This is a genomic window from Brevibacterium sp. UCMA 11752 (assembly GCF_021532235.1).
Taxonomy (GTDB): Bacteria; Actinomycetota; Actinomycetes; order Actinomycetales; family Brevibacteriaceae; genus Brevibacterium; species Brevibacterium antiquum.
The window spans coordinates 1625645-1637082 of the sequence record NZ_JACBOS010000003.1; the positions used below are offsets into that span (position 1 = coordinate 1625645).

The following is an 11438-nucleotide window of genomic DNA, read 5'->3' on the forward strand; positions in this document are numbered from 1 at the left end:
GTGCACCGGGGTACCGTAACGGTGTGGATGAGCGAGGCAGTGGAGAGGGACCGATGACAGAGACGAATGCCGGCGATGGAACAGCCGCAGACGGCGCGGTGGCAGGCGAGGACGGGCTCGCCCGAACACCGTGGGCCTATGGTGACCCGCTGCTGCGCACGTACTACGACACCGAATGGGGTATGCCCGTTCGGGACGAATCCGGGATGTTCGAACGATTGAGCCTCGAAGGATTCCAAGCCGGATTGTCGTGGCTGACGATTCTGAAGAAGCGTGAACGCTTCCGACAGGTCTTCAAGGACTTCGACGCCGAGGCGGTCGCGAAGTTCGGTGAGCCCGAGATCGAATCTCTGCTCGCCGATGCGGGAATCATCCGGCATCGCGGCAAGATCGAAGCCTGCATCGGCAACGCCAAGGCAACATTGGCGATGCGCGAGGAAGGTGGCCTCGGCGATTTCATCTGGAGCTTCCAACCTGAGACCACCCCGCGTCCCCGCGTACTGAGCGAGATTCCCACCACGAGCCCTGAGTCTCTGGCGCTGTCGAAGGCGCTGAAGAAGAAGGGGTTCCGGTTCGTGGGACCGACCACCATGTATGCGCTCATGGAGGCGGTCGGTATGGTTGACACGCACGTCCTCGGATCCCATCGCCGAGGTGCCTCCGGAGTCTGGAACGACTGACGGAAAGGCTGACGAATGACTGACGAAAGGCTGGAATGAACGATATCCGAGTCAGCGCACTCGTCCTGCTGCACCCGTTCGAACCTCTTCTCCTCATGGTTCGCAAGGAGGGCACGACGTCGTTCATGCTCCCCGGCGGCAAACCCGAATCCGGTGAGAGCGCCGAAGAGACGATCATCAGGGAGATCAGCGAAGAACTGGGCCTGGCGCTGGAGGCCGACTGCCTGGCCCCGCTGGGCACCTTCGCCGCGGATGCAGCCAATGAAGCCGACCACAGAGTGATCGGGGACGTGTTCTGCTATGAGGGCCTGCCCGCTGAACTCGACGTCGATCGCATCAACCATCAGGCCGAAATCGCTGAGGCCGCGTGGTTTCCCTACGCCCCGATGCCGGTCGACACCGCTGAGCGTCAGTTCGCTCCACTGACCCGTCTGCAGGTCATTCCCGCGTTGGAAGCACGAGGCCTGCTCGCGCGATGAGGCTCGCGCTGTGAGGCTCGCGCGGTGAAGCGATGAGGCTCAGACGCCTCCGCGTTGGAATGCCAGCTCGAGCACGAACAGGTGGACGGCATGCCCCAGCACCAGGCCGGCCGTGAGGAAGCTGAGGACGATGTCGAAGACACCGAAATCCGTGTAGGCCGGAGGGTCAACATACCCGGGGGACTGCAGCAGTGTGGATCCGACGGCGGTTGATCCCACCAGGATTGCGATCAGACCGCTCGTCGACAGTTTTCCCATGGCCGCGAAGGCCAACAGCAGTGCTGTCAGAAGGAGGACCAGCAGCGCCATCAGGTCGTAGCCGGGTCCGAGACGCACCACTTCCTCCCACAGGTTTCCGTAGATGATCGAGCTGTCTGGTTCTGACTCGTAGTAGGGGAAGAACGTCAGCGAGATGACCAGCAGGCACAGCGGTCCGTAGAAGCGGGCGTAGATGGCGTTGCTTCGCGTGATCCGTGAGTTGAGGAGTTCGGCTCGGATCATCTGCTCGGGCAGAGTCATGTGCTGTCTGTCCTTACTGTCGGTCATCGCTCGTCGAATTCGGTGACTTTCGGGCCACGACGGCGGTTGCGGCTGCGGCGAAGACGAGGGTGAGCATGCTCAGGCCGACGCCGAAGACCGAGAATCCCGGACTCGGCGGGGCCTGAAGCCCGTTGCTCGTCTGTAGCCCGATGCTTCCCACCGGTGTCGTGGCCGCGCCGGTTCCGGCACCGGTGTCTGTACCGCTGGTGGGGATGACGGGCAGGACCGAGAACGATTCGCGCAAGTGCTTGTCGTCCATGCTCTGCTCCGAAGTGATCTCAGCCTGGTAACCGCCCGCGTAGGCGTTGAGCGGTCGGCCGGGTGGGCCGCCGATTGGAAACGTCACGGTTCCATCGGCTCGAGCTCGTCTTCTGTCGTGGATGGCTTCGATGCCTTTCGGTGTGGATGCGATTTCGAGTCGCACCTCCTCACCTGGAAGGAAGCCTGTGGCCGTGATGGTCACCGCTTCGCCGTCGGTGATGAAGTCGGTGGTGGCGACGGCCCGTGGACTGATGTCGATGACCCTCGGCACTCCGTCTGCGTATTCGTCGGCCGCAGCTGGGCCAGGTTGCAGGGAAGTTCCCAGAATGCAGGCGGCGGCCGTGATGGCCAAGGCGATCCGCCATTTAGGTGGACGCATGTGTATTCTCCAAGCGAATGTCGATTGCGATTGTTCAGATGTGATTGGGTTCTGATTGAATTCGTCCGCAGGCATTGAAATGGACCATTGCCTCGGGAAAAGAGAACTGTGGTGAAAATCGACCACAATGATTTCTCGGAATAGTCGCGGTGTAACTTCGGCGATTGCTAAGAAAGCTACAGTTCGACGATTGCAGGAGACAAGGAAAGGACAAGACTCACGAGTCATGCCCGCGAAAAGCCGCGTGACACTATGGATTTCGCGGACACGTCGGGTGAGGATCGTTCGGTGTTGGACTCAACCGCTAACAGCAGGCTATATCGAGGTGGGACGGTGCGCAGCAGCCGGTCCTGCCTGCGTCGTCGCACGCAGCAGTCGATCCGAGAGTGCACGGAGCTCCGCATTGAGCTCCGGTGAGTCCTCGACGACGAACTCGACGTCGAGCCTGGCCAGCGTCAACGCCATGGTGCTGACAGTCTCGGCCCCGATCTTCACCGTCGAGCGTTGTTCGTCGAGAGCTTCGACGGTACCTTCGGCCGGCATCAGCATCTTCATGACCTCGGATGCCTCAGCGTCTACGGTGACTGTGGCTGCGTGTTTCCACCTGCTGGCCGAGACGTTGCGCTCGACATAGGCTCCGATGTCTTCGGCCGGGAGGGCCCGGGGCTCGAAGCGTCGGCCTCCGGGCAGTTTGGGCACGATGTGTTCGACCCGGAAGATCATCCAAGCCTCTTCCCCGGGGTCGAAGGTGAGGAGAAACCAGCGATGCTGATGGTTCACCAGCCGGTAGGGCTCCACCTCGAACTCCCCGCCGCGCTCCCTATTCGACGGTGTGCCTCCTGGATCCGAAGAGGCGCCGGTCTCTGAGGTGTAGGTGAATCTGAACCGCTCGTGGCTGTGACAGTACTCGATGATCAGGGTCAGCAGATTCGGATCGACGATCGGCATCGGATGGTTGCCGGCCAGCGGGACTGTGAAATGGGCGAGGTTCTTCACACGGTTGCGCACGGTGGCGGGCAATATCTGCTCGAGCTTCGCCAGGGCCTGCGCCGAAGTCTCTTCCATTCCGCCGATGATGCAGCTCAGACCGGAGTGGAGCCCCACAGCAACGGCGACGGCTTCGTCAGGGTTGAGCAGCAGCGGCGGCACAGCAGATCCGCCGGATCCCAGGCGGTATCCGCCCTCCCCACCGCGGGTTCCCTCGACAGGGTAGCCGAGGTCGCGCAATGTGCCGATGTCGGTGCGTACCGTGCGTGAGCTGACGTTGAGGCGCTCCGCCAACTCCGTGCCGGACCAAGTGCGAGGAACCATCAGCAATGACAGTAATCCGAGTAGCCGCGCTGCAGTTTGTGACATTTTCTGTTGTCTCCCTCGATTTAGGAAGACCTCCTGCCTAATCAAACAATAGCATCGGAGTTCTGAAATCGTAATGAGCTGCATGCGGCAGCGAAGTCGTGACGAAAATGGAGGAACAGAGGAATTCATGCATACGCAATTAGCTCCTCATTCTGGTTCGAGGAGACAACGCGGGATGATCGTCAACGATTATCTGGATCGCTACAGATCAGCTCGGAAGCAGGACAAAGGCTGGATTCTCGACGAGATCGTCGTAATGACTGGGTGGTCACGGGACCATGTCCGCAGGCTCTTGGCCCAGTTGGCACGAGGGCAGAGGCCGGCGCTGGACGAAGCTGACAGGCCGCGTCGCAGAGAGGGCAAATATTCCGACGAGGCCAGGGCTGCATTGGAGCAAGTCTGGGATTGGTCCGGTCGGCAGAGTGGAAAGTATCTGGCCGCCGCCATGCCTGTGCTGCTCGATGCTTTGGAGCGTCACGGTTCGCTGACAGACGGTGTGGATGGATACAGCCGGGGAGTGCGAGACGAGCTGCTGTCCGTCAGCCCGGCCTCGATCGACCGTTACCTGCAGTGTGCCCGAACCTGTGACTTTGCGACTCGCAATGTGTCAACGAGGCGCTCTCACGCGCCCAGTGCCGAATTCCTCGACTTCGCCGGCGGGGAGAATGAGAATGAACCTGGCTTCTTCATGGCCGATACCGTTGCCCACACGGGCCCAGCCCTCAGCAAGGGTTCCGTATTCACCCTCAACGCTACGTGCCTGCACACTGGGTGGGTGTTCACTCGAAGCCTTGCAGACAACGCTCCTGACCTCGTCGCCGACACTCTGCAGTGGTCGCTCGACGAAATTACGGGCATTCCCTTCTGGGTCAACGCCGTCGAATTGAGCAACGCATGTGAGAGGGTCCATGAAGCGGTCGCCTCGTGGGCGCAGGCACTTGATATCCACTACAGCCCCGTGTCGAAGGATCATCGGCGAGACCGACTGCCGGAGGCTTCGAAGCATCAGCACCTGGTCCACGAGTACGGGTTCGTCAATCGCTATGACACCGAGGAGGCCAGGTGGGCGCTCAATCAACTGTGGAGGGCAGTCAATGATCGGTTGAATTTCTTCACGCCGATCCGGAAACCCGTCGCCTGGGTCAGGGACTCGGCCGGTCACCGCAAGCGGATCTACGACGACCCTGCGACGCCGCTGCACCGTTTGAGCGTCGCGGGCATCATGTCACCTGTTCAGGAGGCCGAGCTGATCACCTACCGCAACAGCCTCAACCCCGCGAAGCTCGCTGCAGATATCAGCCAGTGGCAGCACGAACTCAGTGAGATCGCCGATCTGGCGGGGTGAGTGGGCTGTCGCTCGTGGCGGGCGCTCCGGTAATCAAAACTTCAATCTTAGCAGGCAACCCTGCCAGGAAGCCACCCCGAAAGCGACTTTGGGGCAAGTCGATTTTGGGGGATTACAATCGCGTAACTTCCGGGTACAGTAAAGATCGATTGTGATCTGACGAACCTTCGAAACTCGGCACAATGTTACGTGCCAACCCGAGTCTGAATCGCACCCGTTCGACTGGGATGCGGTCTTTCAGAAGGGACTGACCGAGGGTGGAGACGGACCACCTTCGCTGAGGATGTCGGTGTGCAGCCCGGCCGTCCTCGAGCACCGGGCGAACCGGTTGTCAGAAGAGCGTCTTGGGAGATGGCTATGGAGTTGCGTGCACTGATGGAAGAGAACGACTGGTGAGGGCAAGCGGGAGCCTGGCGCGGCGCAGCGTACGGGAGAACTCATGATCCAAACCGTCGCCATCGCCATGATCGCCTATGCGGGAGTGGCCGTGTTCATCATCATCCTGCTGTTGTCTAAAGCCGATTATGGACGATCATGGCGCGATCGCAGAGATGCGGCGCGGATGGGATTCTTCGTCCCTGTCTGGCCGCTGTTGGTGGCGTACCTGATCTTCCGCGCGGTATCGCGCATGTGGCACATGGCCGATTGGGGTCAGGCCCGCTGAGGATGGTGCCTCCGATTGTCGGGGCCCTGACGCCAGCGTGACTGACATCAGCGTGCTGACCTCTGTCACGCCGACGTCGGATATTCACAAGATCAGATGGGCAAGCGCACTGCAGCCCACCTTGTGCCAGTCTGGGCTCGGGCTCAGTCGTTGCTTCGACTCAGTCTGTGCTTCGACTCAGTCGTTGGGCTGTCGCGAGTAAGCGATGAGCGCCCGGTACAGATCGAGCGGTGCGCAGTTGGCACCCTTGGCCAGTGACTTCACCAGTTTCCGATAGGTCTGGTAGTCAGTGTGATTCGGGTTGGGCGATTCAAGCAGACCGTATTCGTGGAGGACACCCGTGGCGCGCGAGTCCATGATGGTGAATTTCTTCGGGTCATACACGGTGAGCAGAGTGCTCGCGAGCGGTCCGCCGACACCGGGCAGAACCTTGAGGAACGGCAGCCGCAGATGGTTGGGTGTGTCCTCATCGAGGGACACTGCGGTCACATAATCGATGTCATCGGAGTCGAGGCCCTCAAATGTCGCCTGAGCAGCAATGGCCTTCCACTCGGCGACCTTGAGGAAATGCTTGCGCTTGTACGACTCGCGCTTGACGACCTTGGGCCCAATGGAATCGAAGATCTCAGCCTCGGCTTCCGTGACCATGTACTGAGGTTCGAACCGCAGGACGAATGCCGTGTCAATGACGCCGCTGGAATGGGTTTCGGTAGAGGAGTTCATTCCGCGATTGTACAGAGGGGCCTTGACGTGAAGATGAACATCTGACAGCGCCGCAGTCACGCCGTACCGTCATTGAACCGTCACTGAACTGTCGCTGAACCGCCGCCGCACTGTTGCCTGAGCGCGCGGTCCGCAGACTTCCTTGTCCAAGGCGCTGAAACCTGGAATGGGAGAAACCTGGGGCGGCATGGCGGAGCTGAGTGCACGCTGTGTACGACTACGATGTCAACGTATCGCAGAGTCCCCAGTCGGCTGTTCCCGCGGTCAGGAGAATGTCATGGCAGAAAAGATCCCCACTCATGTCGAGGCACTCGCGACTCGTTATGAGACGCCGGCGCGCGAGCCCTCGTCACAGCCGGTTGCCTCCTCCGGCCATGATCGAGCGCTGAGAGACCGACTGGGAGATCAGATGAGAGACCGGACGCAGTCGCCGGAACGCGGCAAGAAGAGTATCGTCACCAACACGATCCGGCACGTGATCAGTGACCAGGGACTTGATCTGGCGGCGGGCTTGGCGTTCTACGCGTTGCTGTCGATGGCCCCGGCCACCCTGGCGCTCGTGTCGATGCTCGGCGTCGTCGGGGAGGCGAAGTCCACCACCGAGGCGGTTCTGGGCCTGGCCTCGGACCTGTCGGCCGAGGCAGCCGAGGCGGTCCGCCCGCTCGTCACCGAACTGGCATCGTCACCGGCTGCCGGTCTCACCCTTATTGCCAGTGTCGCCGTCGCGATCTGGTCATCATCGAAATACGTCGGTGCCTTCGGTCGCGCGGCGAACCGAGCCTACGCGGTTGAAGAGACCCGGCCGCTCTGGAAGCTCAAGCCGATGATGCTGTTCATCACCCTGGTGCTTCTGCTGCTGATGGCCGGACTTGGCCTGCTGCTTGTGGTCTCTGGGCCGATTGCCGAGTCGATCGGGCGTCTTGTCGGCTTGGGACCGGTGGCCGTGATGATCTGGAGCATCGCCAGGTGGCCGGTGGTGATCTTCTTCGTCATGCTCCTGATCGCCCTCCTCTACTATGCGACTCCGAATGTGAAGAAGTCGAAGTTCCGCTGGTCGAGCATCGGAGCCTTCGTCGCGCTGATCACGCTGATCCTCGTCTCTCTGGGGTTCGTCCTCTATATCAACAACTTCGACAACTACAACGCCACCTACGGTGCCATCGGCGGTGTGATCGTCGGATTCGCGTGGCTGTGGATGGTGAATTTAGCCCTGATCTTCGGCGCAGAGCTTGACGCTGAGATCGAAAGGTCCCGGACTTCGGACTGAGATGGTCGGTGCCGTATGGTCAAATCATGAGCTCCGACAGGTCTGATGCTTCGACGTTCACCCCAGCACTGCTGGGTCTCGTGTGGACCGCGATGTTCGGATTTTCGGCGTTCTTCTTCAGTTATTCGACGATGGTCTCGATCGCGGCCGTCAACGGACTCTCGACAGTCACCGGCGGTTCGGTCCTGACGACGATGATGATCGGCGTCATCGCTGCACAGCCCTTCGCGCCGTGGGTGGGCAGGGTGCTCGGCCTCAAAGGCGCACTGTTCTTCGCCCTCGGCCTGCAGCTGCTGGGACAGATCCTCGGTCTCCTCGTGCCCGCTCCGCTGCTCGGACTCGTGCTGGCCGGACTGTGTGGGGGAGTGGGGTTCGGGCTCTTCGTCGTCCTGGCCAATGCCGCCGTGCCGTCCACGACCTCCCCGGGCCGTATCGGCAAGGCGCTGGGGATCTTCGGAGGAATCACCTCTCTGGCCTCTGCCGTCGGCGCGCCGCTCGGGTTGTGGCTGGTCGGCACGGTCCCCGTCTGGACCTTCAGATTGATTGTGTGCTTTTCGCTGCTCCTCGCGGTGCCGACTGTCGTGAAATTCCTGCCAGGCCGAGAACGCACACCCGCGAAGGCTTCGACGAACGATTCCGGGGCGACGGTTCGCAGCGGCACGAGAGGGCGCAGGTCTCAGCGAAGGGCAAGTCGAAGCCTCGGCGAAATCCTGTATCTGGTCATCATGCTCTCCCCGTTCCTCATCGGCATGGTCGTCTTCGGTCTGATCATCGGATTCGGCCCGGGCGAGGACGTCGCTGGAGCTGCTCTGTACATCGGCGCAATGCAGGTGTCGGCCGTGGTCGGACGGTTCGCCGCCGGAGCCATCGCCGACCGTTTCTCCCCGTTCGCACTCAACCTTCTGGGCCTAGCCCTCGCCATCATCGGGCTCGTCGTCACCGTCGTCGCATTCGGCGGAATACTCTTCCTCGCGATGATGATCATCGGCCATGGGCTGGGCACACTGCAGTCGGCGAGCCTGGTGATGGCGTTTTCCAACGTCAGCACTCCGGCGAAGGCCAGTGTTGCCTGGAACATGAATTTCGACATCGGATTGGCCATCGCCGGAGTCCTCGGCGGACTCGGGTTCACCTACCTCGGAGACTCTGCGACGTTCCTCGTCTGCGCCCTGCTGCTGCTCTTCGCCGGTGTCGGGTCCTGGATACTGCAAGCTCTGCGCCGCTCACACTAGGCTCTGCGCCGGTCACGCTGAGTCTGTGGACTGGTTCTCCAGGTCGGCCAGCAGTCCCACAGCGGCCCGCGTGTATTCGCCGATCCAGCGATCGTGGATGCGCTTGATCGGCAACGGGGCCAGCGCCAGCTGACGAGTCCTGCCGAGACGCCGCCCGCCGATCAGCTCCGCTCGCTCCAGGACGCGAATGTGTTGGAGGACCGTCGTGCGATCGAGGTCGGAGAAGGCGGCACAGACCTCTCCGGTTGTCCGGGGCTCGTCGCGCAGCATGTCGAGGATCCGGCGTCGGGTGGAATTGGCCAGCGCCTTGAACACGGCATCGTCGCGTTCATCTTCGTCGACGGGTGAAGCCATTCCATTTGCTGACGACATGTGATAAAAATATCACATGAATGATGAGCAGAGCACCAAAGATGCACAGCTGGAAGAACTGTCTTTCACCGTCATGGGCTACATCTCGAAGACCCCGCATGAGACCTTCGAAGCCGTGGCCGATCCGGCGCAGCTCTCGAAGTACTTCACCACAGGCGGTGCGTGCGGACGTTTGGAGTCCGGCGCCGAGGTGACCTGGGATTTCGCGGACTTCCCCGGTCGGTTCCCGGTTGAAGTTCTCGAGTCCGTTCAGGATGAGAAGATCGTCATCGCGTGGGAAGGCACGGAGCATGCCACAGCGAAGTCCACGACGACGACCTTCGAGTTCTCGCCCGTCGATGACGGAGCACGGACTCTAGTCACGGTGACCGAGAAGTCGTGGAAGACGACAGTCGGGGGCGCAGAGGGTGCCTTCGGCAACTGCATGGGCTGGGCCGGAATGCTCGCCGCTTTGAAGGCCTGGGTCGAATACGGCATCGACCTGCGAGAAGGCTTCTACAAGTAGTCAGCCCGGTCTTCTTCAGGTGATCAGTTCGAAGGGATCCGATCAGCGGACTCAGGGGGATGGGGTGGGGCGCTGGTCAGCTTTACTCCTCGTCTCGCCTGAATGTGCCAAACGAAAATCGACGAGGTTGCTGCCAGGAAGATCGCCTGTAGGGCGGTCCTCGGGAGCAGGGTGTCATCCCAGGCCAGGTCCGTTCCGGTTGCACCGGTTCCGGAAAGAGCCTTGTAGATGTTGGCCGGAAACATGGCGATGAGCATCAGTGAGAGCCCGCCCGCAGCCCAAGGGCGAGTCCCCGCCCAGAGCAGTCCGAGCGCGCCGGCCAGCTCGAGAACTCCGGTGAGCGTGACCAGAAATTCCGGTGCGGGCATACTCGGGGGAACCATCGATACGAGCTCGGCGCGCATGCCGATGAAATGCGAGGATCCGGTGACGAGGAACATCACGACGACGCCCGCGCGAACGGCAATTTTCCAGGGCCGCCACGACGGCCTGAGCGTGCGACCGATGAGGTGGACAATGATCATGGTCACCAGAAGGAATGCCAGGGGCGCCATTGGGTGGTCTCCTTTCGGGTGGAGCGAGGGAACTTGACGCTGTAAAGATACCCATAGATCGAATATCTTGTCAATGAAAAGATTCCTCGCTAGGATCCACTTATGGCCTATCATCACGGAGATTTGCGCCGTACTCTGCTCTCAGCAACCGCCTCGGCGATCGACGAAGAAGGCGTTGCGAAACTGAGCCTGCGCGCTGTAGCCAAGCGGGCGGGTGTCTCCAACGCAGCTCCGACCCACCATTTCGGGGATAAAGCGGGCCTGTTGACGGCGCTGGCTGCCGAAGGATACGACCTCATGGCTGACGCGATGTCGGAGTCGGGACGGCGGTTGAGCCTCGTAGACATGGGAGTCGCCTACGTGACTTTTGCGCTCGATCATCCTGCGCATTTCTCCGTCATGTTCCAGCCGCACATGCTCCGCACTGACGACGCTGATCTCAACCGCGCGCAGCTCAGGTCGCGGATCGCTCTCAGCGAAGGCACCACGCAGTCAGTTCAAGATGCCGGGGGCGAGCCGAACGAGGATGCCCAGCTTGCCGCGTGGTCGCTCGTCCACGGCTATGCGACGCTGGTGCTCAGCGGAGCCATCACGGAGCCAGACCCGGTTGCCCGCTCTCGGACCATTGCGAGTCACTTCGCTGCAATCGTTGAACGGTCCTGATCTGCAGACAATCCGATGGATGTTGCAGGGCATCTGGGCTCGCAGAGGACTGGGCGGCCCTCGTGAATCGGCAACGACCTCATCTTTCGGGCCGTGCTCTGCTTGGCTCTGCATCGAGTTTGGCCAGGCCTCCGTTGAGGATCGACTCGGCCTGCAGGTCTGGTAGAACCATGACCCTGTCCTCATCGGCGGCGATGCAATCACCCGGGTGGCACACCACTTCTCCGATGGAGGTCGGGACCTGATGGCGTCCGGGGCCGTGGCGATAGGACCCGCCGGCATCACGAATACGCTCGACGATCAGCTCACCGATCAGAGCGCGCTCCGTCTCTGCGCTATCCTCAATGACGACGACATCGCCCGGACGGATATCGGCGATCGCGTCATGGATCGCCTTGTTGTCGCCGGACCTGTCAGC

The 11438-nt window shown here is 61.4% G+C and carries 14 protein-coding genes and 1 pseudogene; 8 read left to right on the forward strand and 7 right to left on the reverse strand.

Annotation, left to right across the window (positions count from 1 at the left end):
• Nucleotides 1-53: 53 nt before the first annotated feature.
• Together HU144_RS07225 and HU144_RS07230 are read left to right on the forward strand one after the other, a co-directional pair.
• Nucleotides 54-680: a DNA-3-methyladenine glycosylase I gene (locus HU144_RS07225; protein ID WP_235350756.1), complete on the forward strand. Its 627-nt coding sequence runs from the start codon at nucleotides 54-56 to the stop codon at nucleotides 678-680.
• 35 nt (nucleotides 681-715) lie between these two features.
• Nucleotides 716-1159, forward strand: a complete 444-nt coding sequence (locus HU144_RS07230) for an NUDIX hydrolase (RefSeq protein WP_235350757.1) — start codon at nucleotides 716-718, stop codon at nucleotides 1157-1159.
• A 39-nt stretch (nucleotides 1160-1198) separates the two neighbouring features.
• Here HU144_RS07230 and HU144_RS07235 read toward each other — a convergent pair whose 3' ends face one another.
• From HU144_RS07235 to HU144_RS07245, 3 genes are all read right to left on the reverse strand, one after another.
• Complete coding sequence (locus HU144_RS07235; protein WP_235350758.1) at nucleotides 1199-1678, reverse strand: hypothetical protein; 480 nt, start codon at nucleotides 1676-1678, stop codon at nucleotides 1199-1201.
• A gap of 13 nt (nucleotides 1679-1691) precedes the next feature.
• On the reverse strand, nucleotides 1692-2339 hold the full coding sequence (locus tag HU144_RS07240; RefSeq protein WP_235350759.1) for a hypothetical protein: 648 nt from the start codon (nucleotides 2337-2339) through the stop codon (nucleotides 1692-1694).
• Nucleotides 2340-2654: 315 nt separating this feature from the next.
• The gene (locus HU144_RS07245) at nucleotides 2655-3824 is read right to left on the reverse strand and encodes a helix-turn-helix transcriptional regulator (RefSeq protein ID WP_328284278.1); all 1170 of its coding nucleotides are present in this window, start codon (nucleotides 3822-3824) and stop codon (nucleotides 2655-2657) included.
• Nucleotides 3825-3870: 46 nt separating this feature from the next.
• Between HU144_RS07245 and HU144_RS07250 the strand changes: the two genes are divergently transcribed.
• Both HU144_RS07250 and HU144_RS07255 read left to right on the forward strand, forming a co-directional pair.
• Nucleotides 3871-5040, forward strand: a complete 1170-nt coding sequence (locus tag HU144_RS07250; protein WP_235350761.1) for an integrase — start codon at nucleotides 3871-3873, stop codon at nucleotides 5038-5040.
• A gap of 439 nt (nucleotides 5041-5479) precedes the next feature.
• Nucleotides 5480-5704, forward strand: coding sequence for a hypothetical protein (locus HU144_RS07255; RefSeq protein ID WP_198396593.1), 225 nt, complete (start codon nucleotides 5480-5482; stop codon nucleotides 5702-5704).
• A gap of 177 nt (nucleotides 5705-5881) precedes the next feature.
• Here the strand turns inward: HU144_RS07255 and HU144_RS07260 are convergent, their stop codons facing one another.
• Nucleotides 5882-6427, reverse strand: a complete 546-nt coding sequence (locus HU144_RS07260) for a hypothetical protein (protein WP_235350762.1) — start codon at nucleotides 6425-6427, stop codon at nucleotides 5882-5884.
• Nucleotides 6428-6704: 277 nt separating this feature from the next.
• Here HU144_RS07260 and HU144_RS07265 point away from each other — a divergent pair, with 277 nt between their 5' ends.
• Both HU144_RS07265 and HU144_RS07270 read left to right on the forward strand, forming a co-directional pair.
• Nucleotides 6705-7694: a YihY/virulence factor BrkB family protein gene (locus HU144_RS07265; RefSeq protein ID WP_235350763.1), complete on the forward strand. Its 990-nt coding sequence runs from the start codon at nucleotides 6705-6707 to the stop codon at nucleotides 7692-7694.
• Nucleotides 7695-7720: 26 nt separating this feature from the next.
• Nucleotides 7721-8926 (forward strand): MFS transporter, encoded by a 1206-nt coding sequence (locus HU144_RS07270; protein WP_235350764.1) that lies wholly within the window; start codon nucleotides 7721-7723, stop codon nucleotides 8924-8926.
• A gap of 12 nt (nucleotides 8927-8938) precedes the next feature.
• On the opposite strand, the gene HU144_RS07275 is transcribed toward HU144_RS07270, so the two are convergent.
• Entirely contained in the window at nucleotides 8939-9298 is a 360-nt protein-coding gene (locus HU144_RS07275; RefSeq protein WP_235350765.1) for an ArsR/SmtB family transcription factor, read from the reverse strand.
• 16 nt (nucleotides 9299-9314) lie between these two features.
• Here HU144_RS07275 and HU144_RS07280 point away from each other — a divergent pair, with 16 nt between their 5' ends.
• Nucleotides 9315-9803 carry an SRPBCC domain-containing protein gene (locus HU144_RS07280; RefSeq protein ID WP_235350766.1) on the forward strand — a complete coding sequence of 163 codons (489 nt, stop codon included), beginning with the start codon at nucleotides 9315-9317 and terminating at the stop codon, nucleotides 9801-9803.
• A 23-nt stretch (nucleotides 9804-9826) separates the two neighbouring features.
• On the opposite strand, the gene HU144_RS07285 is transcribed toward HU144_RS07280, so the two are convergent.
• Nucleotides 9827-10357: a DoxX family protein gene (locus HU144_RS07285; protein WP_235350767.1), complete on the reverse strand. Its 531-nt coding sequence runs from the start codon at nucleotides 10355-10357 to the stop codon at nucleotides 9827-9829.
• A 102-nt stretch (nucleotides 10358-10459) separates the two neighbouring features.
• On the opposite strand from HU144_RS07285, the gene HU144_RS07290 reads away from it, so the two are divergent.
• Nucleotides 10460-11020 carry a TetR/AcrR family transcriptional regulator gene (locus tag HU144_RS07290; RefSeq protein WP_235350768.1) on the forward strand — a complete coding sequence of 187 codons (561 nt, stop codon included), beginning with the start codon at nucleotides 10460-10462 and terminating at the stop codon, nucleotides 11018-11020.
• Between the two features lie 286 nt (nucleotides 11021-11306).
• On the opposite strand, the pseudogene HU144_RS19515 reads toward HU144_RS07290, so the two are convergent.
• A pseudogene (locus HU144_RS19515) lies at nucleotides 11307-11417 on the reverse strand (methyltransferase); the annotation flags it as partial.
• Between the last annotated feature and the right edge of the window lie 21 nt (nucleotides 11418-11438).

Coding starts and splice junctions, on each gene's coding strand:
- HU144_RS07290 (WP_235350768.1), top strand. CDS start 10,460: ATGGCCTATCATCACGGAGATTTGCGCCGTACTCTGCTCTCAGCAACC.
- HU144_RS07250 (WP_235350761.1), top strand. CDS start 3,871: ATGATCGTCAACGATTATCTGGATCGCTACAGATCAGCTCGGAAGCAG.
- HU144_RS07240 (WP_235350759.1), bottom strand. CDS start 2,339: ATGCGTCCACCTAAATGGCGGATCGCCTTGGCCATCACGGCCGCCGCC.
- HU144_RS07255 (WP_198396593.1), top strand. CDS start 5,480: ATGATCCAAACCGTCGCCATCGCCATGATCGCCTATGCGGGAGTGGCC.
- HU144_RS07285 (WP_235350767.1), bottom strand. CDS start 10,357: ATGGCGCCCCTGGCATTCCTTCTGGTGACCATGATCATTGTCCACCTC.
- HU144_RS07245 (WP_328284278.1), bottom strand. CDS start 3,824: ATGAATTCCTCTGTTCCTCCATTTTCGTCACGACTTCGCTGCCGCATG.
- HU144_RS07230 (WP_235350757.1), top strand. CDS start 716: ATGAACGATATCCGAGTCAGCGCACTCGTCCTGCTGCACCCGTTCGAA.
- HU144_RS07265 (WP_235350763.1), top strand. CDS start 6,705: ATGGCAGAAAAGATCCCCACTCATGTCGAGGCACTCGCGACTCGTTAT.
- HU144_RS07235 (WP_235350758.1), bottom strand. CDS start 1,678: ATGACTCTGCCCGAGCAGATGATCCGAGCCGAACTCCTCAACTCACGG.
- HU144_RS07280 (WP_235350766.1), top strand. CDS start 9,315: ATGAATGATGAGCAGAGCACCAAAGATGCACAGCTGGAAGAACTGTCT.
- HU144_RS07225 (WP_235350756.1), top strand. CDS start 54: ATGACAGAGACGAATGCCGGCGATGGAACAGCCGCAGACGGCGCGGTG.
- HU144_RS07260 (WP_235350762.1), bottom strand. CDS start 6,427: ATGAACTCCTCTACCGAAACCCATTCCAGCGGCGTCATTGACACGGCA.
- HU144_RS07270 (WP_235350764.1), top strand. CDS start 7,721: ATGAGCTCCGACAGGTCTGATGCTTCGACGTTCACCCCAGCACTGCTG.
- HU144_RS07275 (WP_235350765.1), bottom strand. CDS start 9,298: ATGTCGTCAGCAAATGGAATGGCTTCACCCGTCGACGAAGATGAACGC.